The organism is Streptomyces sp. NPDC056169 (assembly GCF_042268445.1).
Classification (GTDB): Bacteria; Actinomycetota; Actinomycetes; order Streptomycetales; family Streptomycetaceae; genus Streptomyces.
This window is the reverse complement of sequence record NZ_JBHJUO010000042.1, coordinates 1-26255: the sequence shown is the minus strand read 5'-3', so window position 1 is coordinate 26255 and position 26255 is coordinate 1. Positions and strand designations below refer to the sequence as shown.

The window sequence follows — 26255 nt, the reverse complement described above, 5'->3', positions numbered from 1 at the left end:
GCCCTCCGCCTCGCGCCCGCCCCGCCCCCGCGGCGCCCCACCCCCCGTGCGCCGCCCCCCGCTCGCCGGGGGCGGGGGGGGGGGGGGGCCCCCCCCCCCGCCCCCCCCCCCCACCGCCGTGTCCGTTCCACGGACCGCGTCAGTCCGGCAACTGCCCCAGCATCGGGAAGCTGCCCGTGTTCGTCGGCGCGTGGTCCGGCAGCCACAGCACCGCGATCGCGCCGCCGACCCCCTCGGGCCCCGTCGCCGAGGCCACGTTCCGGAAGGTCAGCCGGGCGCCGAGCACCCGCGCCTGGCCCGCCGCGATCGTCAGCCCCAGACCGTGGCCCTGGCCCGCGCGGTCGCTCGTCCCCGTACGGAAGCGGCTCGGGCCCTCCTTGAGGAGCGCTTCGGGGAAGCCCGGACCGTGGTCGCGGACCCGTACGACCCGGCCCTCGACGGTGACCTCCACCGGCGGCTTGCCGTGCTTGGCGGCGTTCGCCAGGAGGTTGCCCAGGATGCGCTCCAGGCGGCGCGGGTCGGTGTTCACCCAGGACTCGTGGACGACCCGGACGACCACCTCCGGATCGAGCGACCGCACCCGCCGCTCCACGAACTCGCCGAGCGCGATCTCCTGGAGCTCGGCCCGCTCCGACGCGCTGTCGAGCCGGGCCACCTCCAGGACGTCCTCGACCAGCGTCCGCATGGCCTGCGCCCGGTCCCGTACGAGCTCGGTCGGACGCCCCGGCGGCAGCAGCTCGGCCGCCGTGAGCAGCCCGGTCACGGGGGTGCGCAGCTCGTGCGCGATGTCGGCGGTGACCCGCCGCTCGGCCTCGATCCGCTCGTTCAGGGCGTCGGTCAGGGCGTCGACCGCCCGGGCCAGCTCGTCGGTCTCGTCCCGGACGACCCCGCCGATCGCGTCCCGTACGCGGACGTCCGTATTGCCCTGGGCGACCCGCCCGGCCGCGGCGGCGGCCTTCCGCAGCCGCCGCGAGAGCTGGCCGCCGATGAGCACGCCGAGCGCGCAGCCGCCGAACACCACCGAGACCGAGCCGATGACGAGCGCCCGGTCCAGATCGGTCATGATCGCCGCGCTGCGGTCGGCGAAGGGGATGTGCAGCGACAGCACGTCGCCGTTGGCGAGCGGCACCGCGGCCCACACGTCGGGCGGCCCGCCGTGCCGGTGCTCCTGCACGAAGGTGCCGCGCCGCCGGTCCTGCATCAGATGGTCGAGCTGGGGCGGCAGCGCCGGGTCGTTGATCTTCGTGCCGAAGCGGGGCTCCTTCGGCTTCGACGTCTCGTACATCCGCTGGGCGAAGAGCAGCCGCTCCATCTGCACCTCGCGCGCGTTGTCGAGCATCGAGATGCGGGCGGCGTTGTGCACGACCACGCTCAGCGTGACCGCGATGAGCGCGCCGACCGCCGCGATGGCGACGGCGATCTTCCAGCGGACCCCGGTACGGAGCGCGCGCGGCTTCACGGGTCGGAAGGACATCGGAAGGAGACCGTCCCCTAACCCTTGAGCTTGTAGCCGAAGCCCCGGACCGTCTCGATCCGGTCCTGGCCGATCTTGGCGCGCAGCCGCTGGACGTGGACGTCCACGACCCGGGTGTCGCCGCCCCAGCCGTAGTCCCAGACCCGCTCCAGGAGCTTGTCCCGGGACAGTACGGTGCCCGGCGCGGACGAGAACTCCAGGAGCAGCCGCATCTCGGTCGGGGTCAGCGCCACGGGCGCCCCGTCCTTGCGGACCTCCATGCCGTCCGTGTCGACCTCCAGGTCGCCGAAGGCGAGCAGCCCGCCGCCGTCCGCCGACTCGTCCCCGCGCTCGCCGGCGCCCGGCCCGCCCGCGTGGCCGAAGCGCCGCAGGACGGCCCGGATGCGGGCCATGAGGACGGAGCCGTCGAAGGGCTTCGTGACGTAGTCGTCGGCCCCGGCCTCCAGGCCGAGGACGACGTCGATCGAGTCGGCGCGCGCCGACAGCATGATCACCGGCACGGTCGACTCGTCGCGGATGCGGCGGCAGAGGCTGACGCCGTCCATGCCCGGCAGCATCACGTCGAGGAGGGCGATGTCCGGCCGCTGCGCCCGGAAGGCGTCCAGGCCGGAGAGCCCGTCGGGCATCGCCGTGACCCGGAAGCCGTCCCGCTCCAGGGCGAGCTGGGTGGCCTCACGGATCACGTCGTCGTCCTCGACGAACAGGACATGGGTTTCGGCCATCGTGCGTGCCCTTCGGGTTCTGTGCTGCTGCGGTGCTGCGGTGCTGCGGTGGTGCCGTGTGGTGCTGCTGTGGTGCTGCTGTGGTGGAGGCGGGACTCAGTTCGAGGCGGGTTCGCTCGGCGCCGGCTCCACGGCCGCCTCGCCGTCCCCGACGGCGCGGCTGTAGTCGTTGTGCACCCAGTCGTGCTGGGTGAACCGGTTCCCCGCCCAGCGGTACGTGATCACGTCCTCGCCCGAGGGATACGCGACCGGGTCGCCCTTCGCGTACACCTGCTTGGTGACGATCAGGTCGCCCCGGTCGATCGTGGCGTAGACCGCCGCGTCCTCCGCCATGAACACGTTCACGTACCGGTCGCTCTGCTTCCGGTAGACGTACGTGCCGATGCCGACGGCATCACCGCAGGTCATCACATTGACGACGACATCGGGAGCGGCACTGCCGGTGAGATTGCCGTAGGAGGCGTCCACCGGGTACGCGTCCGCGACGCAGGGCTTCAGATCGTCCTTGAGCCGCTCGCCGATCTTCGGGTCGGCCTTGAGCAGCGCGATCGGATCCACGCGCTCGGCGGACTGCGGACCGCTGGGCGCGGCGGGGGAGGAGGGGCTGGGCGCCGCCGCCGCGGTCTCGTCGACGCGGGCCGCGCCCTCGTCGCGGGAGCCCGTGCCGCCGGTGGAGCAGGCGGCCACGGACAGCCCGACGGCGACGAGCCCGGCCACCGCCGTGACGCTCGCCGCCTTGACCGTACGGCGAGGGCGGCGCCGCCCGGTGCCGTCCCGGTCGCCGCCGCTGCCTCTGCCGCCGGGTTCTCCGCCGTCGGTTTCTCTACCGTCGGCTCTTCTGCCGTCGGTTTCTCTGCCGTCGGCTTCTCTGCCGTCGTCGGAATCGGCGTCTAGGCCGCGCACCGCCCCCGCCCCCCTTCGTCACCTCGTACGTCCGCCCGCTCTCCCGTCCGCCCCAGGGCGCGGGCGTCGAGGTCGCGGCTCTCCAGCTCCTGGCGGAGCCGGGCCAGCGCGCGGTGGAGCGTCGACTTCACCGTACCCGTCGACATCCCGAGCGCCGCCGCCGTCTCCTCGGTGCTCATCTGCTCCCAGTGACGGAGGACGACGACGCTGCGCTGCTTCGGCGCGAGGACCTTCAGGATGTCCATGAGGAGGGCCCGGTCGGCGTGCTGCTCGGTCGGGTCGTCGACGCTCGCGTCGGGCAGCTGCTCGGTGGGCACCTCTTCGAGCTTGCGGGAGCGCCACCACTCGGTACGGGTGTTGATCATGACCCGGCGCAGGTAGGCGTCGGCGAGGGACTTGTCGGCGATGCCGTCCCAGCGGCCGTACGTCCGGGCCAGCGCGGTCTGGAGGAGGTCCTGGGCGTCGACCGGGTCGGGGACGAGACGACGGGCACTGCGCAGCAGCGCGTCCTGCCGCGTGCGTACGTACTCCTCGAAGTCGAGCACCTCTCCGTGCCTCATCCGAACCGCCTCCATCCCCGTGACCAGCCATTTCCTCGTGTCGTGGACGACGCTACGGAGGAGTTGTCACGGGGCTGTGCGGGGCAGCCGTCGGTGGACGCACGGCTACCCATCGGTTGTGTAACAGCGGGAACGGAGAAGGTTTCGCGGCGGCCGCGTCAGGAGAGCGGCAGGCGGTAGCGCCCGCCCTCCAGAGGCTCGACGAGACCGTCCGCGACCAGGCCGTCCAGGGCCCTGGTCCGCTGCATCGGCTCGTCCCAGACCGCGTCCAGAGCGGCCTGCTCGACCGGATCCGTCGACTCGCGCAGCACCGCGAGGAGCCGGCCCCGCACCTGCCGGTCCGTGCCCGCGTACGTCTGGCCCCGCCGCGGCGGGCCGTCGTGCGCCGGCTTCCCCGCCAGCTGCCACGCGCAGCGCTCGGCGATCGGGCAGCTCCCGCAGTCCTCGTTGCGCGCCGTGCACACGAGCGCGCCCAGCTCCATCGAGGCCGCGGCCCAGCGGGAGGCCGTCGCCTCGTCCTCCGGGAGCAGCGCCCGGGCGAGCCGGCGCTCGGCGGCCGTGGTCGCGTTCGGCGGGTACTGGACGCCGGTCGCCGCCCGCGCGAAGACCCGGCGCACATTGGTGTCCAGGACCGCGTGCCGCTGCCCGTAGGCGAAGGAGGCCACCGCGGCCGCCGTGTACTCGCCGATCCCGGGCAGCGAGAGCAGCTGGCCGTGGTCGCGGGGGACGTCGCCGCGATGCCGTTCCGTTATGGCCGTGGCCGCCGCGTGCAGGCGCAGCGCCCGGCGCGGATAGCCGAGCCTGCCCCAGGCGCGCACCGCCTCGCCGGGGGCCTCAGCGGCCAGGTCGGCCGGGCGCGGCCAGCGCGCGAGCCACTGCTCGTACACCGGAAGGACCCGGACGACGGGGGTCTGCTGGAGCATGAACTCGCTGACCATCACCCCCCAGGCTCCGGCTTCGGGACGGCGCCAGGGCAGGTCACGGGCGTGCCGGTCGAACCAGGCGAGGACGGGCCCGTGCAGCTCCGGGGGAAGGGAGGGAGCTACGGGGGCCGGGGGACCGGGGGGAGTGTCGATGGAAGTCATGGCACCCCGATCCTGGCACGTCCGCGGCGGGATCAGCGCGCGCCGTGGCGCGCGCGCTCGGACCGGTCGGCGTGTACGGAGGCGTGCGCGGCGGAGTGCGCCGCGGCGTGCGCCCGGGGCCCGCGCCCCGCGCACCACACGACGGCCGAGCTCCGGCTCGACCTCGCCGTCTCCACCAGGGACCGCACCGGCCGCTCCGCCGCCCGCATGACGACGAAGGCGACGAGGGCACCGAGCAGCAGGCCGACGGTCACGTCGTGCGGGTAGTGCACGCCGACGAAGACCCGGGAGAACGCCATGAGCAGCGCCATGGGCACGGTCAGCCAGACGATCCCGCGCCAGGACAGGGCGAGCGCGATGGCGGCGGCGCCCGCGATGGCCGAGTGGTTGCTCGGGAAGGACCAGTCGCCGTACGGCGGGCACTCCACGAGCGCGGCGGGCGCCCCGACGACCGCGCGGCACGGCCGTTCCTCGTCGACCAGCGACTTCAGCGCCTCGCTCACCACGTAACCGAAGGCGGTGGCGAGCGGGGCGAGCAGCGCGAGCGCCATCATCCGGCTCGATCCGTCACGGGAGCGCCACCAGCCGGCCAGGAACAGCACGCCGAAGAGCAGCAGTCCTGCCTCGGTCCACACCTCCGCGAGCCACTGGAACCAGTGCGGGGTGGAGTGGGCGAAGTCGGCGACGTCGAGGTAGAGCCGATCGGAGAGGTCGAGGAGGGAGTCCATGGTGGACGACGCTAACCGGAATTAGGAGCCCGCCGCCCCGGGCCAACGGCCAGAGCGACCCCCGACGAAAGTGGGGGGCCCGCCGGAACCCGCTGATTCCCCGCCGCTTCAGGCCTGTTCCGGAAAAGTTCCCGGCGCGGACGGATGTGATCATCGGCAAAACTTGCCGCCTCGGGCGGCGGGTGGGGCGGGAGTTGAGCCGGATCTCTCGTAAGGTTCGGGTCGTGGGATCTTTGCGCAATCCGGTCGGGCCGCTTCCCTCCACCATCTACTGGCGACGGAGGGCGGTGGCGCTGTGCCTGGTGGCGGTTCTCGCGCTGCTCGCCGTCTGGGCCGTCAGCTCGGGTGACGGCGGCGGGAAGAAGGCGAACGACGCCGCCAACGGCTCGTCGCCCACACCCCCTTCGATCACTCCCGGCCCCTCCGGCACCGGCCCGGCGATCAGCCAACAGCCCGGCGGCCGCGACGAGTCGGGCGAATCCGGCGAGACGTCGGGCGACGGCGGCAGCGGCGGCGACGGTGGTGACGGCGGCGGCTCGGCCGGCTCCGGTACGGACACGGGCTCGGGCTCCGGTTCGGGCGCCGACGGCGGTACGGACTCGGGCTCCGGCGGCACCGGGAAGAACGGCGACACCGACGGCGCGGGCGGCGACGGCGGCGCGGGCACCGGCGCGGGGCAGCAGGTTCCGGCCGACTCTCCGCTCCCGAACTGCCCCTCCGGAGCGCTCCAGTTGACGCTGCGCAGCGCCAAGCTCTCCTACGAGGCCGGCGAGAAGCCCCGCTTCCACCTGGTCGCCAAGAACACCTCGAAGGCCGCCTGCAAGGCCGACTTCGGCCCGCGCAGCGCGGTCCTGACGATCAGTGACAAGCAGGCCGACGCGGTCTGGGCCTCCGACGACTGCCCGCGCCCCGGCAACCCGCTCCTCCTGAGCGTCCCCGCGGGGGCCACGGTCACCCACACCGTGGAGTGGGACCGCGGGCGCAGCGCACCGCGATGCGCCACCGCCCCGGCGGGCCAGGCCGGCCCCGGGACCTACCTGGTGGAGGCGACGATGGCGGGCGCGAAGGTGCCCCCGGCCTCGTTCACCCTGGCCAAGGACTGAGCCGGGCCCGTTCCCGTGCCGTACGGCACGGGAACGGGCCCGCGGGATTCAGACGGCCGCCGCTCCCCGTACAGGCCCCGGAGCCCCAGGGCCTGTACGGCGGATCAAGGCCGGACAGGCCCTAGACGTACCGCTCCAGGATCGAGGACTCCGCCAGCCGCGAGAGGCCCTCGCGGACGCTGCGGGCGCGGGCCTCGCCGACGCCGTCGACGGTCTGGAGGTCGTCGACACTCGCCGCGAGGAGCTTCTGCAGCCCGCCGAAGTGCTCCACGAGCCGCTCGATGATCGCGCCCGGCAGCCGCGGCACCTTCGCGAGGAGCCGGTAGCCGCGCGGCGAGACGGCCGAGTCGAGGGTCTCGGGCGAACCGCTGTAGCCCAGGGCCCTCGCCACGACGGGAAGTTCGAGCAGCTCGGTGTGGGTGAGCGCGTCCAGCTCGGTGAGCGCTTCGGCGACCGTCCGCGAGCGCTTGGCCGTCGGCTCGGGCACGTAGTCCCGGACCACCAGCTCGCGCTCCGGCTCCACACCCGCGATCAGCTCGTCGAGCTGGAGCGACAGGAGCCGTCCGTCGGTGCCGAGCTCGACCACGTACTCGGCGATCTCGGTGGCGATCCGGCGCACCATCTCCAGTCGCTGGGCGACGGCGGTGACGTCCCGGACCGTGACCAGGTCCTCGATCTCCAGCGCGGAGAGCGTGCCGGCCACCTCGTCGAGCCGGAGCTTGTACCGCTCCAGCGTCGCGAGTGCCTGGTTGGCGCGGGACAGGATCGTGCCCGACTCCTCCAGGACCCGGCGCTCACCGTTCACGTACAGCGCGATCAGCCGCATCGACTGCGAGACGGAGACGACCGGGAAGTTGCACTGCTTGGAGACCCGGTCCGCGGTGCGGTGGCGGGTGCCGGTCTCCTCGGTGGGGATGGAGGCGTCCGGGACCAGCTGCACGCCGGCGCGGTGGATCTTGGTGATGTCCTTGTCGAGGACGAGCGCACCGTCGAGCTTGCACAGCTCGCGCAGGCGCGTCGCGGCGAACTCGACGTCCAGCACGAAGCCGCCGGTGCACATCGAGTCGACCGTCTTGTCCAGGCCGAGCACGATGAGCCCGCCCGTGTTTCCCCGGAGGATCCGCTCCAGGCCGTCGCGCAGCGCGGTGCCCGGGGCGACCGCGCTCAGGGCGGCACGCATCAGCGCTTCATTGCCGGAGCCCGCGCCGGACTTCCCGGGAGCTGTTGCCCCGTCCTTCGCTGCCACTGCACTCCTCCGGCTCGTACGGATGGGCGAGACCAGGGCAAAGTCTAGCGACACCACCCCGCCACCCTCCGCCGCGCGCCGGTCAAGGGTGCGGCGGAAGATCCCGAAGAGACCCTGTCGTGCCCCCTCGCCTACCCCTCAGGCTCCCTCGTCTACCCCTCGGGAAGCCCCCGGGCCACACCTCAGCCGTCTCCTGACCCCGACTCCGACGCCGCGAATCCCCCCGCTCCGGCGCCGTGAGTCCCGCGCTCCGGTGCCGTGGGTTCCCCAGCTCCGACGCCGCGAGTCCCCCACTCCGGCGCCGCGAGTCCCCCACTCCGGCGCCGCGAGTCCCCCACTCCGGCAGTCCCCAGGCTTACTCCTCCGCGCTCTTGGAGCGCGGTGCGCGGCGGCCGCGCGGCAGGACGAGCAGGGCGTCGCCCATGTCCGCGACCTCCGTCACCTTCATGCCGGCCGGGACCTTGCCCGGGTCCGGCGGGACCAGCGCGTGCGTGAAGCCCAGCCGGTGCGCCTCGGCCAGCCGGCGCTGGACGCCCGTCACCCGGCGGACCTCGCCCGCGAGCCCGACCTCACCGATCGCGACCAGGTTCTTCGGCAGCGGGGTGTCGCTCGCCGCGGAGGCGAGGGCCAGCGCGATCGCCAGGTCGGCGGCGGGCTCGGAGAGCTTCACGCCGCCCACGGTCGCGCTGTAGATGTCCCGCTTGCCCAGCGCGCTGATCCGGCCCCGCTGCTCCAGGACCGCCAGCATCATCGAGACCCGGGAGGTCTCCAGACCGGAGACGGTCCGGCGCGGGGAGGGGATCTGGGAGTCCACGGTCAGCGACTGGACCTCGGCGACGAGCGGCCGGCGGCCCTCCAGGGTGACCGTCAGACAGGTGCCCGGCACGGCCACGTCACGCCGGGTCAGGAAGAGCCCGGACGGATCGGCCAGGCCCGTGATGCCCTCGTCGTGCAGCTCGAAGCAGCCGACCTCGTCGGTCGCCCCGTACCGGTTCTTCACGCCCCGGACGAGGCGCAGGCGCGCGTGCCGGTCGCCCTCGAAGCTCAGGACGACGTCGACCAGGTGCTCCAGGAGCCGGGGCCCCGCGATGGCGCCGTCCTTGGTGACGTGGCCGACGAGGAGCGTGGACATGCCCCGCTCCTTGGAGGCCCGGATGAGGGCTCCGGCGACCTCGCGGACCTGTGCCATGCCGCCGGGCGCGCCGTCGATCTCGGGGGAGGCGACCGTCTGCACCGAGTCCATGATCAGCAGCGAGGGCTTCACGGCGTCGAGGTGGCCGAGGACGGCCGACAGATCGGTCTCGGCCGCGAGATAGAGGTGGTCGCTGAGCGCGTTGATCCGGTCGGCGCGCAGCCGGACCTGGCTCGCGGACTCCTCGCCCGTGACGTACAGCGTGCGGTGCTCGTCGCTCGCCGCCTTGGCCGCCACGTCGAGCAGGAGCGTGGACTTGCCGACGCCGGGCTCGCCGGCGAGCAGCACGACGGCGCCGGGCACCAGGCCTCCGCCGAGGACCCGGTCCAGCTCGTCGACGCCGGTCGAGCGGGCGGTCGCCTGCCGGCCGTCGACCTGTCCGATGGGCACGGCGGCGGTGGAGACCCGGCCGGCCGCGGTCGTCCGGACGGCGGGCGCGCCGTATTCCTCGACCGTCCCCCAGGCCTGGCACTCGGGGCAGCGGCCGAGCCACTTGGCCGTCTGCCAGCCGCACTCGGTGCAGCGGTAGGACGGCCGGTCCTTGGCGGTTTTCGTACGGGCAGCCATGGTCCACACCGTAGCGGCCCCCACTGACAGCGACGGCCCGGCCCGAGCCCGTCCTCGATCGAGTGACGGAATGTGAGGTTCCTGTCCCCTTTCGAGCGATAGCTTCACCCGTAAGAATGAGAACTGTTCAACCGGTACGAAGAGTCCCCCTTGCCCTGCCTACCGTCGCCCCGTGACGAGCAGCAGGCTGGATTCCCCCACACGCACCACCGGCGCACACCGGGCGCACCACGGCGCCGCGGAAGCGGAACAGGGACCGCGCACGCTCGGCCGGCGGCCCCCCGCCCGCTACGAGGCCGCCCTCGACGGCCTCTACACGTACTGCCTCTCCGTGCTCTGCGAGCACGACACGGCCACCGCCGTCCTCGGCGACGTCCTCGCCGTCGCCGAGCGCCACCACGGCCGCTGCCCCTCCGACGAGGAGGGCCGTACGGCCTGGCTGTACGCGCTCGCCCGCTGGGCCTGCCTGCGCAGCCTCGGCGAGCAGCGCCGCAAGCGCCAGGGCGCCCACACCGGCCGCCCCGCCGTCACCGCGCCCGAGCCGCCCCCGGTCTCCGAGGAGACCGCCGAGCGCCGCCGCGCCGAACTGGCCCGGCTCGCCTGGCCCGAGGCCGCCGGCACCACCCCCGAGCAGCGCGAGGCCCTGGAGCTCGCCGTCCGGCACGGCCTGAGCCACCGCCAGGTCGCCGCCGTGCTCTCCCTCGACCCGCTCGCCGCCCGCGAGCTCCTCGCCACGGCCGCCTGCGAGGTGGAGCGGACCCGCGCCGCCCTCGCCGTCGTCGAGACCGGCAGCTGCCCCACCGTCGCCCGGCTCACCGGCGACCACCGGGTGCTCCTCTCCGCCGCCCTCCGCGCCGAACTCGTCCGGCACGTCGACGACTGCCCCCGCTGCCGCAGGGCCGCCGAGCGGGTGGGCGCCACCGGGCCCTGGCCCGGCGCCGCGGCCCTCCCGCCGGACCGGCTGCCGCTCGTCGAGGCGCCCCGGGCCGCCGCGTACATGGCGATGCTGCACGTCCCCCGCGCGCGTGCCGGCGCCCCGCGCTTCTCGCCGACCGGTTTCCCCATGGACCCGAAGGACCACACGGCCCGCCGCGACCGGCTGCGGGCCCGCGCGGTGACGACCACCGTCGTCGCGGCCGTCGTGGCCGCCCCGGTCCTCGCCCTGTGGACCTCGTACCGCGGCACCCCTGTCGCCGACGAGGGCACCCGGGACGGGACCAGGATCAGCGCGCGCGAGGCGGACGAGCCGGTGGACCCGGACGGCCGCCCGTACGACCGCTACGAGAACGCGGGCAACGCCCGGACCACCCCCGAGCCCCGCTTCACCCGCGGCAGCCGCTCCCCCGACGTCTCGGTCGAGGTCGTCAGCCCCGGCGGCCCCACGGGTTCCTCGGGACCCTCACGGCCCGGCGAGCCCGCCCCCGGCTGGCTCACGGTCGGCGCGCGCGGCTCCGGCGACCTCACGATGCTCACGCTCACCGCCGACGGCGGCTCGCCCGTGGCCTGGTCCCTGTGGACGGACGCCCCCTGGCTGTACGTGAGCCGGGCCTCCGGCACGCTCCGCCCGGGGGAGACGGTCACGATCGTCGTCCGCGTCGACCACGGGCGCGAGCCCGCGGGCGCGTGGAGCGCCCGCGTCGGCGTGAACCCCTCGGGCGCGGTGGTCAGGATCGACGGACAGGGGCCGACGAACCCGCCGTCGGCCACGCACCCGGGCACGCCGCCCCCGACGACGACCGACCCGACCACGCCCCCGACGAGCCCGCCGACGACGGATCCGACCACACCCCCGCCGACGACGACCGACCCGGGGACCACGCCCCCCACGACACCACCGACGAGCCCGCCGACGACGGACCCGACGACACCCCCGCCGACGACGGAGCCGACCACACCGCCACCGACGACGGACCCGACGACCCCGCCGACGACCGACCCGACGACACCCCCGCCGACGACGGACCCGGGCACGACGGACCCGGGGACACCCCCGCCGACGACGGACGACCCGCCGCCGTCCGGCCCCTGAGAGACCGGGGCGGCCAAAAGACCGGGTCGGCCGGGTGCGGGGCCACCAGCGGCAGCTGCGAGGCCAGCCGGGCCTCGCACAGCCCGACCAGGACCTCGTACGCCTCCTGGCCCATCATCTCCGTGAGCTCCGGCCGGTACGTGACGTAGACGGGCTCCCCGGCGCCGTGCGCCGAGGTGGCCGAGGTGCACCACCAGTGCAGGTCGTGGCCGCCCGGACCCCAGCCCCGGCGGTCGTACTCGCCGATCGACACCTGGAGGACCTTGGTGTCGTCGGGCCGCTCGATCCAGTCGTACGTCCGGCGCACCGGCAGCTGCCAGCACACGTCCGGCTTGGTCTCCAGCGGCTCCTTGCCCTCCTTGAGGGCCAGGATGTGCAGCGAGCAGCCCGCGCCGCCCGCGAAACCGGGACGGTTCTGGAAGATGCAGGACCCCTCCCAGCGGCGGGTCTGCCGGTCGCCGTCCTCGTCGAGCTGCACCCAGCCCGAGTCCGTACCGACGTCGTGGAACTGCCACAGCTCCGGCGTGAGCCGGGCCACGTGCGACGCGACCCGCTTCTCGTCGTCCTCATCGGAGAAGTGCGCGCCCAGCGTGCAGCAGCCGTCGTCGGCCCGGCCCGCCTGAATGCCCTGGCAGCCACTGCCGAAGACGCACGTCCAGCGCGAGGTCAGCCAGGTCAGGTCGCAGCGGAACACCTGCTCCTCGTCGGCCGGGTCGGGAAACTCGACCCACGCCCGTGCGAAGTCCAGCCCCTTCTCGTCCGGCTCCACGCCCTTGCCCTGCTTCTTGGCGCTCTTCACGGCCTTCTCCGCTTTACCGGCCTTACCGGCCTTCACACCGGTCCCACCGCTGCTGTCCTTGCCCGGCTTCGCCTGCTTCGTCTTTGGCACAACGCCAAGCGTATGCGGGCCGGACCAGTAGCGTTCCGCCCATGAGACTCGGAGTCCTCGACGTCGGTTCGAACACAGTGCACCTGCTGGTGGTGGACGCCCACCCCGGCGCCCGCCCCCTGCCCGCCCACTCCCACAAGGCGGAGCTGCGGCTCGCCGAGCTTCTCGACGAGCGGGGCGCGATCGCGCCCGACGGCGTCGAGCGGCTCATCGCGACCGTCCGGGACGCGCTCCTGGCGGCCGAGGACAAGGGGTGCGAGGAGGTGTTGCCCTTCGCGACCTCGGCAGTGCGCGAGGCCACCAACGCCGACGCCGTCCTCGCCCGGGTCAAGGACGAGACCGGGGTCGACCTTCAGGTCCTCACCGGCGAGGAGGAGGCCCGGCTCACCTTCCTCGCCGCCCGCCGCTGGTTCGGCTGGTCCGCCGGCAAGCTGCTCCTCCTCGACATCGGCGGCGGCTCCCTCGAAGTCGCGTACGGCATCGACGAGGACCCGGACACGGCGGTCTCCCTGCCGCTCGGCGCGGGCCGGCTCACCTCGGGCTGGCTGCCCGGCGACCCGGCCGACACCGCCGACGTGAAGGCGCTGCGCCGGCACCTCCGTGCCCAGATCGCCCGTACGGTCGGAGAGTTCAGCCGCTTCGGCCGCCCCGACCACGTCGTGGCCACCTCCAAGACCTTCAGGCAGCTCGCCAGGATCGCCGGCGCGCCCGGCTCGGGGGACGGCCTCTACGTCCAGCGCGTGCTGTCCCGCAAGTCCCTGGAGGAGTGGGTCCCGCGCCTCGCGGCGATGACCGTGCCCGAGCGCGCGGCGCTGCCGGGCGTCTCGGAGGGCCGCGCCCCGCAGCTCCTCGCGGGCGCGCTCGTCGCGGAGGGCGCGATGGACCTGCTCGGGGTGGAGGAGCTGGAGATCTGCCCGTGGGCGCTCCGCGAGGGCGTGATCCTGCGCCGCCTGGACCACCTGCCGGAGGAGTAGCCCGGGGGAGGAGCGGAGGGGGGCCGGAAGCGGCGCGCGCGTGTCCCCACTCCCCTCGCCGCCGGGCCCCCATTCCCCCTGCCGCCGGGCCCCCACTCCCTCCGCCGCCGAGCACCCCACTCCCTCCGCCGCGCGAGCACCCCAGTTCCCCCCCCCGCCCCCCGCCGGGCACCCCACTCCCCCCGGCCGGGCCCCCGCGCCCACCCGCCCCCGCACCGGCGTGACCGGAACCACCTCCCGGGCCCCCGGCCCGCCCCGTACCCTGTCGGGGTGGCAGAACCAGTGGTGCGCATCCCGGATGCGAAGGTCGCCCTGTCGACGGCCTCGGTCTATCCGGAGTCGACGGCGACGGCCTTCGAGATCGCCGCGCGCCTCGGGTACGACGGCGTCGAGGTCATGGTGTGGACCGACCCGGTCAGCCAGGACATAGAGGCGCTGCGCCGCCTCTCCGACTACCACCGGGTCCCGATCCTGGCCGTCCACGCCCCCTGCCTCCTCATCACCCAGCGCGTCTGGTCCACCGACCCGTGGGTCAAGCTCCAGCGCGCGCGGGCGGCGGCCGAGAAGCTCGGCGCGTCGGCGGTCGTCGTGCACCCGCCGTTCCGCTGGCAGCGGCAGTACGCGAAGGACTTCGTCACCGGCATCTGGCGGATGGCGGACGAGACGGACGTCCGGTTCGCCGTCGAGAACATGTACCCGTGGCGGTACAAGGACCGCGAGGTGCTCGCGTACGCCCCCGAGTGGGACGTCACGAAGGACGACTACCGGCACTTCACCGTCGACCTCTCGCACACCGCGACCGCCCGCACCGACGCCCTCGCGATGATCGACCGCATGGGCGACCGCCTCGGCCACGTCCACCTCGCCGACGGCAAGGGCTCCGCCAAGGACGAGCACCTGGTCCCGGGCCGGGGCACGCAGCCCTGCGCCGAACTCCTGGAGCGGCTCGCGCTCACCGGCTTCGACGGCCACGTCGTCATCGAGGTCAACACCCGCCGCGCGATGTCAGCCGCCGAACGCGAGGCCGACCTCGCCGAGGCCCTGGCCTTCACCCGCCTCCACCTCGCGTCCGCCGCGGGCCGCCCCACCCGGGTCCCGCGCCCATGACCGAACCGGCCCCGCGCCGGCGCGGCCGCCCGTCCCGTACCGGGGAGGACAGCGGACCGGGCGCGCGCGAGCGCATCCTGGAGGCGGCCCGTACGCAGTTCGCCGAGCGCGGGTACGACAAGGCCTCGGTCCGCGGCATCGCCAAGGCCGCCGGTGTGGACCCGGCGCTCGTGCACCACTACTTCGGTACGAAGGACGAGGTCTTCGCCGCCGCGATCGAGGTCTCCTTCGAGCCGGCGCTCGTCGTCCCGGCGATCCTGGGAGGCCCGCGCGAGGCCATCGGCGAACGGCTCGCCCGCTTCTTCATCGGCGTCTGGGAGAACCCGGTCAGCCGCGCCCCGCTCCTCGCGATCGTCCGCTCCGCGCTGACCCACGAGGCCGCGGCGAAGGTGCTGCGGACCTTCGTGCTCCGCCGCCTCCTGGAGCGGATCGCGGCCGAACTCGACGTACCGGACCCGAGCTTCCGGGCGGAGCTGGCCGCCTCCCACATGATCGGGATCGTGATCCTGCGGTACGTGATCGAGGTCGAGCCGCTGGCCTCGGCCGACCCGGAGGAGATCGTGGCCCAGGTGGCCCCGACGCTCCAGCGGTACCTGACCGAGAGCTGAGAGCGTCACCCGACGGCAACCGCCGGAACCTGACCGAAAGCTGAACACGCCGTCCGCCATACGGACAGGCTGTCCAGATCTTGGAGCGTCAGCGTACGCTCGAAGGCAAGCACACCCATCACGAGGAGCGAGCGACGATGCCCGAGCTGAGGTCCCGCACAGTCACCCACGGCCGCAACATGGCGGGCGCACGCGCCCTTATGCGCGCCTCCGGTGTACCCGGCGCGGACATCGGCCGGAAGCCCATCATTGCCGTCGCCAACTCCTTCACGGAGTTCGTCCCCGGCCACACCCACCTCCAGCCGGTCGGTCGGATCGTCTCCGAGGCCATCACGGCCGCCGGCGGCATCGCCCGCGAGTTCAACACGATCGCCGTCGACGACGGCATCGCGATGGGCCACGGCGGCATGCTCTACAGCCTCCCGTCCCGCGACCTGATCGCGGACAGCGTGGAGTACATGGTCGAGGCGCACTGCGCCGACGCCCTGATCTGCATCTCCAACTGCGACAAGATCACCCCCGGCATGCTGATGGCCGCCCTGCGCCTCAACATCCCGACGGTCTTCGTCTCCGGCGGCCCGATGGAGTCCGGCCGCGCGGTCCTGGTCGACGGCACCGTCCGCACGCTCGACCTGGTCGACGCGATGTCCGACGCGGTGAACCCGAAGATCTCGGACGAGGACATGCTCCGGATCGAGGAGAACGCCTGTCCGACCTGCGGGTCCTGTTCCGGCATGTTCACCGCCAACTCGATGAACTGCCTGACCGAGGCCATCGGCCTCTCCCTCCCCGGCAACGGCTCGCTGCTCGCCACCCACACCGGCCGCAAGGCGCTGTACGAGAACGCTGCGCGCACGGTCGTCGACATCACCCGCCGGTACTACGACGAGGACGACGCCTCCGTCCTGCCGCGCGCGGTCGCGACCCGCGCCGCCTTCGAGAACGCCATGGCGCTCGACATCGCCATGGGCGGCTCGACCAACACGATCCTGCACCTGCTGGCCGCCGCGCAGGAGGCCGAGCTCGACTACGGCCTGTCCGACATGGACGAGGTCTCGCGCCGGGTGCCCTGCCTGGCCAAGGTCGCGCCGAACGTCGCCAAGGACCGCACGTACTACATGGAGGACGTGCACCGGGCGGGCGGCATCCCGGCCATCCTCGGCGAGCTCTACCGCGCGGGCCTCCTCAACGAGGACGTCCACTCGGTCCACTCCCGCTCCATCAAGGAGTGGCTGGACGCCTGGGACGTCCGCGGCGGCTCCCCGTCGGAGGAGGCCGTCGAGCTGTTCCACGCGGCCCCCGGCTGCGTCCGCTCCGCGACCGCCTTCTCGCAGTCCGAGCGCTGGGAGGCGCTGGACGTGGACGCGGCCGGCGGCTGCATCCGCGACGCGGCCCACGCGTACTCGAAGGACGGCGGCCTCGCGGTCCTGCGCGGCAACCTGGCCGTGGACGGCTGCGTCGTGAAGACGGCCGGCGTCGACGAGTCGATCTGGACCTTCGAGGGCCCGGCCGTCGTCTGCGAGTCGCAGGACGAGGCCGTCGAGAAGATCCTCAACAAGCAGGTCACCGACGGAGACGTGGTCGTCATCCGTTACGAGGGCCCGCGCGGCGGCCCGGGCATGCAGGAGATGCTCTACCCGACTTCCTTCCTCAAGGGCCGGGGCCTGGGCAAGACCTGCGCGCTGGTGACGGACGGCCGCTTCTCCGGCGGTACGTCGGGCCTGTCCATCGGCCACGCCTCCCCGGAGGCGGCCTCGGGCGGCACGATCGCCCTCGTCGAGGACGGCGACCGGATCCGTATCGACATCCCGAACCGCACGATCGAGCTCCTCGTCGACGAGGCCACCCTCGCGGCCCGCCGCGAGGCGCTGAACGGCGTGTACGCGCCGAAGAACCGCGAGCGCAAGGTGTCGGCGGCGCTGCGGGCGTACGCGGCGATGGCGACGAGCGCGGACAAGGGCGCGGTCCGGGACGTGTCGAAGCTGGGCTGAGCCCGGGAGACGAACGACGGCGGGGAGCGGGTACGACACCCACTCCCCGCCGTCGTGCGTACGGGTCCTACCGGCTCACCAGGACGCGCGCCCGGCTATCGCCTCACCAGGACTCGGGCTCGCGCGCGTCGACCGCGAAGACGGAGCCGTCGGGCGCCGTCCCGAACACCCGGTCCCCGGCCACCAGCGGCTCCGGAACCAGGGGCGCGTAGCCGAGCCGCCCGTTCCGCAGCCGCGGCCGGGTCTGGCCGATGAGCGCCCCGCGCTTGGTGTTGACGGCGAGCAGCCGCCCGTCCTGGACGGAGAAGTAGAGGCGGTCGTCGCCCCCGAGGACCGGTACGGAGACGTTTCCGGCGCCCGTCTCCAGCTCCCACAGCACCTGCCCCTTCGGCGGGGCGGTGTCGAAGGCGGTGAGGTGCCCGTTCGCGTCGAGGATGTGGACGACCGAGCCGCGCACGGCGACGCCCCTGACGTCGATCCGGTGCGGCAGGGCCAGCCGCCGTACGGAGTCCGCCGAGCCGTCGGGGCCCAGCAGGACCAGGCCGTCGATCAGCGGGTCCTGGTAGTGGTCGGCGAGGAGGAGCGCTCCGTCGCCGGTGCGGCCCAGCGGGGCGAGATCGCCGTCCAGCTTCCGCTGCCAGACCACCTCGCCGGTCCGGGGGCGGACCGTGCCGACCCGCGTGCTTGTCCCGTCGGCCGAGGTCTCGGCGACCGACAGCAGCCCGGAAGAGGCGTCGTACGCGCCGAGCTGCGGGACCCCGAAACCGGTCAGGCCGTGCCGCCAGAGCTCTTTCCCGCTGTGGCTGTCGAGGGCCCGGAACCCGCCCCGTCCGTCGGACAGGACGACGGCGCTGCCGGCCGCCCGGTACAGCTCGGGGGCGCCCTCGGTCTCGGCGACGCTCCAGCCGGGCGCGCCGCCGCCGGCCGCGTACGCCCGCAGCGGGCCCGTGGGCGCGGCGGCGCCGACGAGCCCGTCGGCCAGGAGGACGGGGGCGGTCGGGGTCTCCGAGTCGATGGGCGTGGTCCGCGACCAGAGGACCCGGCCCGTGACGGGGTCGAGCCGGGCGATGCCGACGCCCCGGGCCACGCAGTACAGCGCGCCGCCGCCGTGCGCGCAGGCGGGGGCGGCCGTCGGGCCCCGCTCCTGGAGCGATGTCCGCCAGCCCGCGAAGGCCGTGGCCACCTCGTCCGGGCGGGCGGGCGTCTCGGGCCCGCCGTCGGCGGGCGTGCTCAGCGCCCCGTAAAGCCCCGCGCCGGTCAGCGCGAGCACGGCGACGACGGCGGCGGTCAGCCGCGGCCGGATCCGCGGACGTCGCCGGCGCGGGGGTGCCACGGTGGTCGTCCGTACCGGCGTGTCCGCGTCCCAGGCGGGGGAGACACCGGGCTCGCCGCCCTCCGGCAGCGTGGGGCGCCGCCGCTGCGCCGGTATGAACGCCTCCGCCTCGTACGAGGGCGGCAGCAGCCCCGACATGATCTCGGCGGGCGTCGGCCGCCCGGCGGGGTCCTTGGCGAGGCAGCGCGCGACGAGCGGCGCCAGCTCCTCCGGCACGCCCGACAGATCCGGCTCGTCGTGGACGACCTGGTACGCCACGATGTACGGGCTGTCGGAGTCGAACGGGCCGTGTCCGGTCGCCGCGTGCACGAGGACCGAGCCCAGCGCGAAGACGTCCGCGGCGGGCCCGACCTCGCGCGGCCGCTGGAACTGCTCCGGCGCCATGAAGGGCGGCGACCCGATGAGCTTGCCGGTCTCGGTGTGCAGGTCGCTGTCGACGGGCCGGGAGATGCCGAAGTCGATGACCTTGGGGCCGGTGTCGGTGAGCAGGACGTTGCTGGGCTTGAGGTCCCGGTGGACGACCCCGGCGCGGTGGATGTCGCGCAGCGCCTCCGCGAGCCCGGCGGTGAGCCGGCGCAGTTCGGCGGGGGACAGGGGGCCGTTCCGCTTCACCTGGTCGGCGAGGGTCGGCCCGGGCACGTAGAGCGTGGCCATCCAGGGGCGTACGGCATCGGGGTCGGCGTCGACGACCGGCGCCGTGAAGGCCCCGCTCACCCGCCGGGCGGCCGCGACCTCCTGGCGGAAACGGGCCCTGAACTCGGGGTCCTCCGCATACCGAGCGTGCACGACCTTGACCGCGAGCCGCAGGCCGGAGGCCGAGGCGGCGAGGTGGACGACTCCCATGCCGCCGGACCCCAGACACGCCTGGAGACGGTAGTCGCCCGCGTACTCGGGCCCCTCCGCATCCCGGTCGGCACCGGTACTGCGCAACGGTGGCATCGCCCACCCCCGTGTGATTCCCCGTCACATCACGCGCGTGCGCGACCCGACGGAGCCTAGTCCATGGTGCCCGCGATGTCGGAGGGGCTTGCTAGCCTGCGCGTCGCAGAGAGTGAAACTCGGCGTAGCGCTTTTGCGCCACAGGGGGAGGACACGATGGGAACCGACGACAAGCAGGTCACCGCGGACCTGACGGCGACGGCGACGAGCGCGGTGAAGCGCTACGCGCTCGCCCCGGGCTACCGCGTCAACGTGCGCTCGGGCCCGAGCACCCAGTACCCGATCGTCCGGTCGCTGGCCGCCGGCTCCACGGTGCCGATCCACTGCCAGAAGCCCGGCGAATGGGTCAACGGCCCGTACGGCACCACCAACCTCTGGGACAACATCGCCCCGGGCGAGTACATCTCCGACGCCTACGTGAAGACGGGGAGCGACGGCTACGTCGCACCGCGCTGCGCCTGAGGCCCTCCTCCTCCGCTCCGGGGATAATCGACCTCGTGAGCGACGACGAGCAGACCCCCGGCCCGGAGCAGACCCCCAGCACGACGGCAGGCGGCCCGCAGCCCGAGGAGATCCGTTTCTTCGGTACGACCTGGGTCGACCACACCGGCCACTACGCGCTGCGCCGCGTCGGCGTGGCCGCCGGCTCGCTGGCCGCCGCCGTCGCGGCCTGCTTCGTGCTGCGCTTCGCCTACGAGGGCCTGGAGATCGCGGACATCGGCGGCTTCGTGAACATGCTGGTCGTCGTCATGTTCGCGGTCTGCAGCGCCATCGCCTTCCGCAAGACCTGGGAAAACTTCCTCCGGCGGCCCGCCGACCCCGGCCGCGAGGAGTCCCTGCGCAGCCTGAAGGCGATCGGCTTCATCGGCTCGCTGCTCGCCTACTTCTTCCGCTGCTTCACCGAGGCGCCCGGCGAGAAGCTGCGCCGCGCGGAGTACGAGACGTCCCGCGCCCAGTACGAGAAGCGCCGCGGCACCCGCACGGGCAACCCGGCCGCCCGCAAGAAGCCCAAGCGCAAGTAACCCCGGCGCAAGCACCCACGCCTCCACCCTCACCCCCACCCCCACCACCGCCTCGCCCCCACCCCGCCCCGCCCCCGTCACCCGCGCCCGGATGCTTGACGGCCGGCACCCCCAGGAGCACTATTCATCACATGATGAATTCCCCGACGGGCGCGACAGGCTCGACGGAACCGGCCCGGGCACCCGACGCCACCGCCGCCATCACCGCGCACTCCCTCACCGCCGTCCGCGGCGAACGCACCGTCCTCCGAGGCCTCGACTTCACCGTCCCGTCCGGCCGCATCACCGGCCTCCTCGGCCCCTCCGGCTGCGGCAAGACCACCCTCATGCGCGCGATCGTCGGCACCCAGGCCAAGGTCGGCGGCACCCTCCAGGTCCTCGGACGCCCCGCGGGCGACCCCGCCCTCCGCTCCCGCATCGGCTACGTCACCCAGGACCCCTCGGTCTACGACGACCTCACCGTCCGCCAGAACCTCGACTACTTCGCCGCCGTCCTCTTCCCCGGCCGCGCCCTCCGCCACGACCGCCGCACAGCCGTCGACCGGGCCATCACCGACGTCGACCTCACCTCGCACGCAGACGCCCTCGCAGGCAGGCTCTCCGGAGGCCAGCGCAGCAGGGTCTCCCTCGCCGTCGCCCTCCTCGGCACCCCCGAGCTCCTCGTCCTCGACGAACCCACCGTCGGCCTCGACCCCGTCCTCCGCCGCGACCTGTGGAACCTCTTCCATCAGATCGCCGCCGACCGCGGGACGACGCTCCTCGTCTCCTCCCACGTCATGGACGAGGCCGAACGCTGCCACCGCCTCCTCCTCATGCGCGAGGGCGAGATCCTCGCCGAGGACACCCCCGAAGCCCTCCGCCGCCGCAACGACACCGCCACCGTCGAGCAGGCCTTCCTCCACCTCGTCGACGCGGCCGCCGCCCGAGCCGGCCACCCCGGACCAGCACCCGCCCACGAGGAGCCCCGCTCATGAACGGCGCCCGCACCCTCGCCACCGCCGCCCGCGTCCTGCGTCAGCTGCGCCACGACCCCCGCTCGATCGCGCTGATGCTCCTCGTCCCCTGCCTGATGCTCTTCCTGCTCCGCTACGTGTTCGACGGAAGCCCCGGCACCTTCGACAACATCGGCGCTTCCCTCCTCGGCATCTTCCCGCTCATCACGATGTTCCTGGTGACCTCCATCGCCACCCTCAGGGAACGCACCTCCGGCACCCTGGAACGCCTCCTCGCCATGCCCCTCGGCAAGGCCGACCTCATCGCCGGATACGCCCTCGCCTTCGGCCTCCTCGCCGTCCTCCAGTCCACCCTGGCCACCGGCCTCGCCGTCTGGTTCCTCGGCCTCGACGTCGTCGGCTCCCCCTGGCTCCTCCTCCTGGTCGCCCTCCTCGACGCCCTCCTCGGCACCGCCCTCGGCCTCTTCGTCTCCGCCTTCGCCGCCTCGGAGTTCCAGGCCGTCCAGTTCATGCCGGCCGTGATCTTCCCCCAGCTCCTGCTCTGCGGCCTCTTCACCCCGCGCGACCGGATGGCCCCCGCCCTCGAAGCGATCTCCGACGTCCTGCCCATGTCGTACGCCGTCGACGGCATGAACCAGGTCCTCCGCCACCCCGAGATCACCGGCGACTTCGTCCGCGACGCCCTCGTCGTCGCAGGCTGCGCGGTCCTCGTCCTCGGCCTCGGCGCCGCCACCCTCCGCCGCCGCACGGCATGACCGCCCCTCGGACACCCGCGCACCGCCCCGCCCGCCGGTGAAAGGATGACGACACGTACCCCCCTCCGGCGAGGTGAACAGAGCCATGACCCAGACCGTCGCAGTCCTCGGCACCGGCAAGATCGGTGAAGCGCTCCTCAGCGGCATGATCCGTGCCGGCTGGCGCCCCGCGAACCTCCTCGTCACCGCCCGCCGCAGCGAACGAGCCGAGGAACTCCACGCTCGCTACGGCGTCGAGGCCGTCACCAACGCCGAGGCCGCCAAGCGCGCCGACACCCTCATCCTGGCCGTCAAACCCCAGGACATGGGCCGTCTCCTCGACGAGCTCGCCCCCCACGTCGCCGCCGACCGCCTCGTCATCAGCGCCGCCGCCGGCATCCCCACCTCGTTCATCGAGGACCGCCTCACCACCGGCACTCCCGTCGTCCGCGTCATGCCCAACACCCCCGTCCTCGTCGACGAAGGCATGTCCGTCATCTCCGGCGGCAGCCACGCCACCCCCGCGCACCTCGTCCACACCGAGGAGATCTTCGGCGGCGTCGGCAAGACCCTCCGCGTCCCCGAGTCCCAGCAGGACGCGGCCACCGCCCTCTCCGGCTCCGGCCCGGCGTACTTCTACTTCCTCGTCGAGGCCATGACCGACGCCGGCATCCTCCTCGGCCTGCCCCGCGCCCAGGCCCACGACCTCATCGTCCAGGCCGCGATCGGCGCCGCCGTGATGCTCCGCGACAGCGGCGAGCACCCGGTCAAGCTCCGCGAGGCCGTCACCTCCCCGGCCGGCACCACCATCAGCGCCATCCGCGAGCTGGAGAACCACGGCGTACGGGCCGCCCTCATCGCCGCCCTCGAAGCCGCCCGCGACCGCAGCCGCGAACTCGCCTCCGGCAACAGCTGACGCCCGCCCGCCGGGGTCACCGCACCCCGGCGGAAGCCGAAGCCCCCTCCACCACGTCCCGCGCCGTCACGACCTTCGCGAACCCTCCCCCGTGCAGCGAGACCGCCGTGGCCTGCGCGAGCTCGTCGGCCGTCCGCGACCAGCCGAACGGCCCCTCCAGGTCGAACGTGTGCATCGCGTCCAGCGGGAACACCACCTCGTACCCGAGGTTCCCGCCCATCCGGGCCGTCGTCTCGTTGCACATGTTCGTCTGGATCCCGACGATCACGATCTGCGCGACGCCCAGCCCGGCCAGCCACCCGTCCAGCGACGGCTCACCGTAGAAGGCCGAGTTCACGGACTTCGTCACCAACAGCTCGGGGCCCGCACCCTTTCCCCGCCGCGCCTCGACGAAGTCCTTGAAGTCGTTCCCCACGTACCCCTTCCGCAGCGGTGAACCCGAGCCCAGGGAGTCGTGCCGCACGAAGGCGACCGGCCGCCCCGTCTCCTGCCACAGGTCGATCAGCGCCGCGATGTTCTCCTCCGCGGCCGGGTTGTTCCGCTTCCCCCAGAACTCCTCCTCGAAGCCCTTCTGCACGTCGACGACCACCAGCGCTGCGTTCTCCGCGATCTCCATACCGACGATCCTGCCGCCGCACAGCACTCGCTCCCAGAGGGATGAATGCCGGCGATCGATGGTTTACTGCCACCCGTGGAGCCGACCCCCGCACCCCGCCCCCAGCGCATCGCCCTCCTCTCCTTCCCCGGCATCCGAGCGTTCGACGTCTCCGTCATCAGCGAGGTCTGGGGCAGCGACCGCACCCTCCGCGGCGTCCCGCCCTTCGAACTCCGCAGGGTCGCCACCGACCCGCACACCCCCGTCCCCCTCCGCGGCGGACTCACCCTCACCCCCGACCGCCCCCTCGCCTGGCTCGACGAGCTCACCACCACGGACCTGGTCCTCGTCCCCGGCATCGAGGACCCCGACGCCGACCTCCCGGCCCCCGTCCTCGACGCCCTCCGCCGCGCCCACACCGCCGGCATCCCCGTCGCCTCGCTCTGCGCGGGCGCCTTCGTCCTCGCCCGCGCCGGACTCCTCGACGGCCGCCGCGCCGTCACCCACTGGCACCTGGCCCGGACCCTCGCCGCCCGCCACCCCGCGATCCAGGTCGAACCCGACGCCCTCTTCGTCGAGGACTCGGGCATCTGGACCTCGGCCGGCACCGCCGCCGGCATCGACCTCTGCCTCCACCTCGTCCGCACCGCCCACGGAGCCGAAGCCGCCGCCACCGTCGCCCGCTCCATGGTCACCGCCCCCTTCCGCACGGGCACCCAGGCCCAGTTCATCGAGCACCCCACCCCACGCGCCGACCGCGACGCCGACACCCTCGCCGCCGTCCGCGCCCACGCCCTCGCCCACCTCGACGAGCCCCACACCGTCGCGAGCCTCGCGGCCCACGCCGCCATGTCCCCCCGCTCCTTCGCCCGCCACTTCCAGGCCACCACCGGAACCACGCCCCTGCACTGGCTCATCGCCCAGCGCGTCGCCGCCGCTCAGAAACTCCTCGAACGCACCGACCACCCCCTCCCCGAGGTGGCCCGCCGCGCGGGCTTCGGCAGCGAGGTCACGATGCGCCAGCACTTCGCCTCGCACCTCGCCACCAGCCCACGCGACTACCGCAGCGCCTTCCGTCACCCCGCGGGCAACAACCCGATCGCGCGATAGGCCCTGTCCACCAACGGCCGCGCCATCCCCCGGGCCCGCTCGGCCCCGTCCCGTAGCACCTGATCCACATGGCCCGGATCCGCCGCGAGCTCGGCATGACGCTCCCGCAGGGGCCTCAGCAACTCGACGACGGCGTCCGCCGTGTCCTTCTTCAACGCTCCGTACGATGGATATACACCGGCCAGCTCCTCGGGGTTCCCATCCGTCGCGGCCGCCATCAGATCGAGCAGATTTGCGATCCCCGGCTTGACGTCCCGGTCGTACTCCACGTCCCGCCCGCTGTCGGTCACGGCCCGCATGATCTTCCGCCGCACGGTCTCCGCGTCGTCCAGCAGATAGACGATCCCGGCCCCGTTCGCGTGCGACTTCCCCATCTTCGACGTGGGGTCCTGGAGATCCATGACCCGCGCGGCCACCCGCGGCCGCGTCGCCCTCGGCACGGTGAACGTGTGCCCGTACCGCTGGTTGAACCGCACCGCCAGGTCCCGGGTCAGCTCCACGTGCTGCGTCTGGTCCTCACCCACCGGCACCTCGTCGGTCCCGTACGCCAGGATGTCCGCCGCCATCAGCACCGGATACGTCAGCAACGACAGCCGCACACCCTCCCCGGCGGCCCGCGCCAGCACGCTCTTCTCCCTGTACTGGATCATCCGCCGCAGCTCGCCGTCCGTGGCCGTGCACTCCAGCAGATACGAGAGCCTGGCGTGTTCGTCCACATGACTCTGGACGAACAGCGTGCAGAGCTCCGGGTCCAGCCCCGCGGCCAGCAGCAGCGTCGCCGCCTGCCGGCTGAGCCGCCGCACCCGCCCCGGATCGTGCTCCACGGTCAGCGCGTGCAGATCCACGACGCTGAACAGCGCCTCCGCCCGATGCTGATCGACCTCGACCCACCGCCGTACGGCCCCGAGGTAGTTGCCCAGCGTCAGATGCCCGGTGGGCTTGACCCCGCTGAAGATCCTGGTCATGGCGTTCCTTCTCCCTCGACTACGGGCCGCCGGCCCGACGGCCCGGCTCCCGGAGGGGGATACGCGAACGGCCGCCGAGACGGCGGCCGCTTGGTGCATGCGCGAGTGCGGGCCGCCGGTCAGGCGGCCCACCACTGGGTGGTGTGCGCATGCGTACTCATACGGAGAGCCTACGCCCGAGGACGGGGGTTGACACGGGATTACCCGGTCCGTAGTGTTCTCCGAGTTGTCCGACGTGAGCACCGGCCCCGGTCGGCCCCGGACAGCCATTCCGCAAGACCTACAGAAGCTGACGACGCTTTGCCGTGCCGTCTGGATTTTCGTGTGTTTTTGCGAAATGAGGAATCCGCGTTCGAAGGTCTGAGCGCAAGCCGCCCGATTAGCGTCGGAGGCAGGAATTCGCTAAAGTCTCACTCGTCGGAACGGCCCAACAGCCGGAAAGACAAACCCCGCTGACTGGGGGTCAGACGCCGAAAGGATCTGATAGAGTCGGAAACGCCGGAAGGGCCT

The 26255-nt window shown here is 73.4% G+C and carries 23 protein-coding genes and 1 pseudogene; 12 read left to right on the top strand and 12 right to left on the bottom strand.

The window, feature by feature from the left end; genetic code table 11:
* Positions 1-139: 139 nt before the first annotated feature.
* From cseC to ACFC0G_RS39120, 6 genes are all read right to left on the bottom strand, one after another.
* Entirely contained in the window at positions 140-1459 is a 1320-nt protein-coding gene (gene cseC, locus ACFC0G_RS39145; protein ID WP_376413507.1) for a two-component system sensor histidine kinase CseC, read from the bottom strand.
* 32 nt (positions 1460-1491) lie between these two features.
* Positions 1492-2196 carry a two-component system response regulator CseB gene (cseB, locus tag ACFC0G_RS39140; RefSeq protein WP_376413503.1) on the bottom strand — a complete coding sequence of 235 codons (705 nt, stop codon included), beginning with the start codon at positions 2194-2196 and terminating at the stop codon, positions 1492-1494.
* A gap of 96 nt (positions 2197-2292) precedes the next feature.
* Entirely contained in the window at positions 2293-3099 is an 807-nt protein-coding gene (locus tag ACFC0G_RS39135) for a hypothetical protein (RefSeq protein WP_376413501.1), read from the bottom strand.
* Positions 3087-3659: a SigE family RNA polymerase sigma factor gene (locus ACFC0G_RS39130; protein WP_376413499.1), complete on the bottom strand. Its 573-nt coding sequence runs from the start codon at positions 3657-3659 to the stop codon at positions 3087-3089. Before ACFC0G_RS39130 ends, ACFC0G_RS39135 begins: the two co-directional genes overlap by 13 nt.
* A 158-nt stretch (positions 3660-3817) precedes the next feature.
* Positions 3818-4744, bottom strand: a complete 927-nt coding sequence (locus tag ACFC0G_RS39125; RefSeq protein WP_376413497.1) for an A/G-specific adenine glycosylase — start codon at positions 4742-4744, stop codon at positions 3818-3820.
* 32 nt (positions 4745-4776) lie between these two features.
* Positions 4777-5472: a phosphatase PAP2 family protein gene (locus tag ACFC0G_RS39120; RefSeq protein WP_376413495.1), complete on the bottom strand. Its 696-nt coding sequence runs from the start codon at positions 5470-5472 to the stop codon at positions 4777-4779.
* A 224-nt stretch (positions 5473-5696) separates the two neighbouring features.
* Here ACFC0G_RS39120 and ACFC0G_RS39115 point away from each other — a divergent pair, with 224 nt between their 5' ends.
* The gene (locus tag ACFC0G_RS39115; RefSeq protein WP_376413493.1) at positions 5697-6575 is read left to right on the top strand and encodes a hypothetical protein; all 879 of its coding nucleotides are present in this window, start codon (positions 5697-5699) and stop codon (positions 6573-6575) included.
* 121 nt (positions 6576-6696) lie between these two features.
* Here ACFC0G_RS39115 and disA read toward each other — a convergent pair whose 3' ends face one another.
* Complete coding sequence (gene disA, locus ACFC0G_RS39110; protein ID WP_376413491.1) at positions 6697-7821, bottom strand: DNA integrity scanning diadenylate cyclase DisA; 1125 nt, start codon at positions 7819-7821, stop codon at positions 6697-6699.
* Between the two features lie 355 nt (positions 7822-8176).
* Positions 8177-9580, bottom strand: coding sequence for a DNA repair protein RadA (radA, locus tag ACFC0G_RS39105; RefSeq protein ID WP_376413489.1), 1404 nt, complete (start codon positions 9578-9580; stop codon positions 8177-8179).
* 172 nt (positions 9581-9752) lie between these two features.
* Between radA and ACFC0G_RS39100 the strand changes: the two genes are divergently transcribed.
* Positions 9753-11609 (top strand): hypothetical protein, encoded by a 1857-nt coding sequence (locus ACFC0G_RS39100; protein ID WP_376413487.1) that lies wholly within the window; start codon positions 9753-9755, stop codon positions 11607-11609.
* Between the two features lie 22 nt (positions 11610-11631).
* Here ACFC0G_RS39100 and ACFC0G_RS39095 read toward each other — a convergent pair.
* Positions 11632-12498: pseudogene (locus tag ACFC0G_RS39095) on the bottom strand (hypothetical protein); the annotation flags it as partial.
* A 41-nt stretch (positions 12499-12539) separates the two neighbouring features.
* On the opposite strand from ACFC0G_RS39095, the gene ACFC0G_RS39090 reads away from it, so the two are divergent.
* The 4 genes from ACFC0G_RS39090 (at position 12540) to ilvD (ending at position 17178) form a co-directional block, all read left to right on the top strand.
* Positions 12540-13472 carry a Ppx/GppA family phosphatase gene (locus ACFC0G_RS39090; RefSeq protein ID WP_376413485.1) on the top strand — a complete coding sequence of 311 codons (933 nt, stop codon included), beginning with the start codon at positions 12540-12542 and terminating at the stop codon, positions 13470-13472.
* Positions 13473-13742: 270 nt separating this feature from the next.
* Positions 13743-14579, top strand: a complete 837-nt coding sequence (locus tag ACFC0G_RS39085) for a sugar phosphate isomerase/epimerase family protein (protein ID WP_376413484.1) — start codon at positions 13743-13745, stop codon at positions 14577-14579.
* Positions 14576-15187, top strand: a complete 612-nt coding sequence (locus ACFC0G_RS39080) for a TetR family transcriptional regulator (protein WP_376413482.1) — start codon at positions 14576-14578, stop codon at positions 15185-15187. The genes ACFC0G_RS39085 and ACFC0G_RS39080 overlap by 4 nt, the downstream gene beginning before the upstream one ends.
* 137 nt (positions 15188-15324) lie before the next feature.
* Positions 15325-17178: a dihydroxy-acid dehydratase gene (gene ilvD / locus ACFC0G_RS39075; protein ID WP_376413480.1), complete on the top strand. Its 1854-nt coding sequence runs from the start codon at positions 15325-15327 to the stop codon at positions 17176-17178.
* Between the two features lie 103 nt (positions 17179-17281).
* Here the strand turns inward: ilvD and ACFC0G_RS39070 are convergent, their stop codons facing one another.
* A complete protein-coding gene (locus ACFC0G_RS39070; RefSeq protein ID WP_376413478.1) occupies positions 17282-19450 on the bottom strand; it encodes a PQQ-binding-like beta-propeller repeat protein in 2169 nt (722 codons plus the stop codon).
* Positions 19451-19606: 156 nt separating this feature from the next.
* Between ACFC0G_RS39070 and ACFC0G_RS39065 the strand changes: the two genes are divergently transcribed.
* The 5 genes from ACFC0G_RS39065 (at position 19607) to proC (ending at position 23075) form a co-directional block, all read left to right on the top strand.
* Positions 19607-19912, top strand: a complete 306-nt coding sequence (locus ACFC0G_RS39065; protein ID WP_376413476.1) for an SH3 domain-containing protein — start codon at positions 19607-19609, stop codon at positions 19910-19912.
* Between the two features lie 35 nt (positions 19913-19947).
* Positions 19948-20472 carry a hypothetical protein gene (locus ACFC0G_RS39060; protein ID WP_376413474.1) on the top strand — a complete coding sequence of 175 codons (525 nt, stop codon included), beginning with the start codon at positions 19948-19950 and terminating at the stop codon, positions 20470-20472.
* A gap of 134 nt (positions 20473-20606) precedes the next feature.
* A complete protein-coding gene (locus ACFC0G_RS39055; protein ID WP_376413505.1) occupies positions 20607-21446 on the top strand; it encodes an ABC transporter ATP-binding protein in 840 nt (279 codons plus the stop codon).
* Entirely contained in the window at positions 21443-22180 is a 738-nt protein-coding gene (locus tag ACFC0G_RS39050; RefSeq protein WP_376413472.1) for an ABC transporter permease, read from the top strand. The genes ACFC0G_RS39055 and ACFC0G_RS39050 overlap by 4 nt, the downstream gene beginning before the upstream one ends.
* An 85-nt stretch (positions 22181-22265) precedes the next feature.
* The gene (gene proC, locus ACFC0G_RS39045) at positions 22266-23075 is read left to right on the top strand and encodes a pyrroline-5-carboxylate reductase (protein WP_376413471.1); all 810 of its coding nucleotides are present in this window, start codon (positions 22266-22268) and stop codon (positions 23073-23075) included.
* Between the two features lie 16 nt (positions 23076-23091).
* Here proC and ACFC0G_RS39040 read toward each other — a convergent pair whose 3' ends face one another.
* Positions 23092-23691 carry a cysteine hydrolase family protein gene (locus ACFC0G_RS39040; RefSeq protein WP_376413469.1) on the bottom strand — a complete coding sequence of 200 codons (600 nt, stop codon included), beginning with the start codon at positions 23689-23691 and terminating at the stop codon, positions 23092-23094.
* A gap of 45 nt (positions 23692-23736) precedes the next feature.
* On the opposite strand from ACFC0G_RS39040, the gene ACFC0G_RS39035 reads away from it, so the two are divergent.
* Positions 23737-24780, top strand: coding sequence for a GlxA family transcriptional regulator (locus ACFC0G_RS39035; protein WP_376413467.1), 1044 nt, complete (start codon positions 23737-23739; stop codon positions 24778-24780).
* On the opposite strand, the gene trpS is transcribed toward ACFC0G_RS39035, so the two are convergent.
* A complete protein-coding gene (trpS, locus tag ACFC0G_RS39030; RefSeq protein WP_376413465.1) occupies positions 24747-25745 on the bottom strand; it encodes a tryptophan--tRNA ligase in 999 nt (332 codons plus the stop codon). The genes ACFC0G_RS39035 and trpS overlap by 34 nt on opposite strands.
* Positions 25746-26255 lie beyond the last annotated feature (510 nt).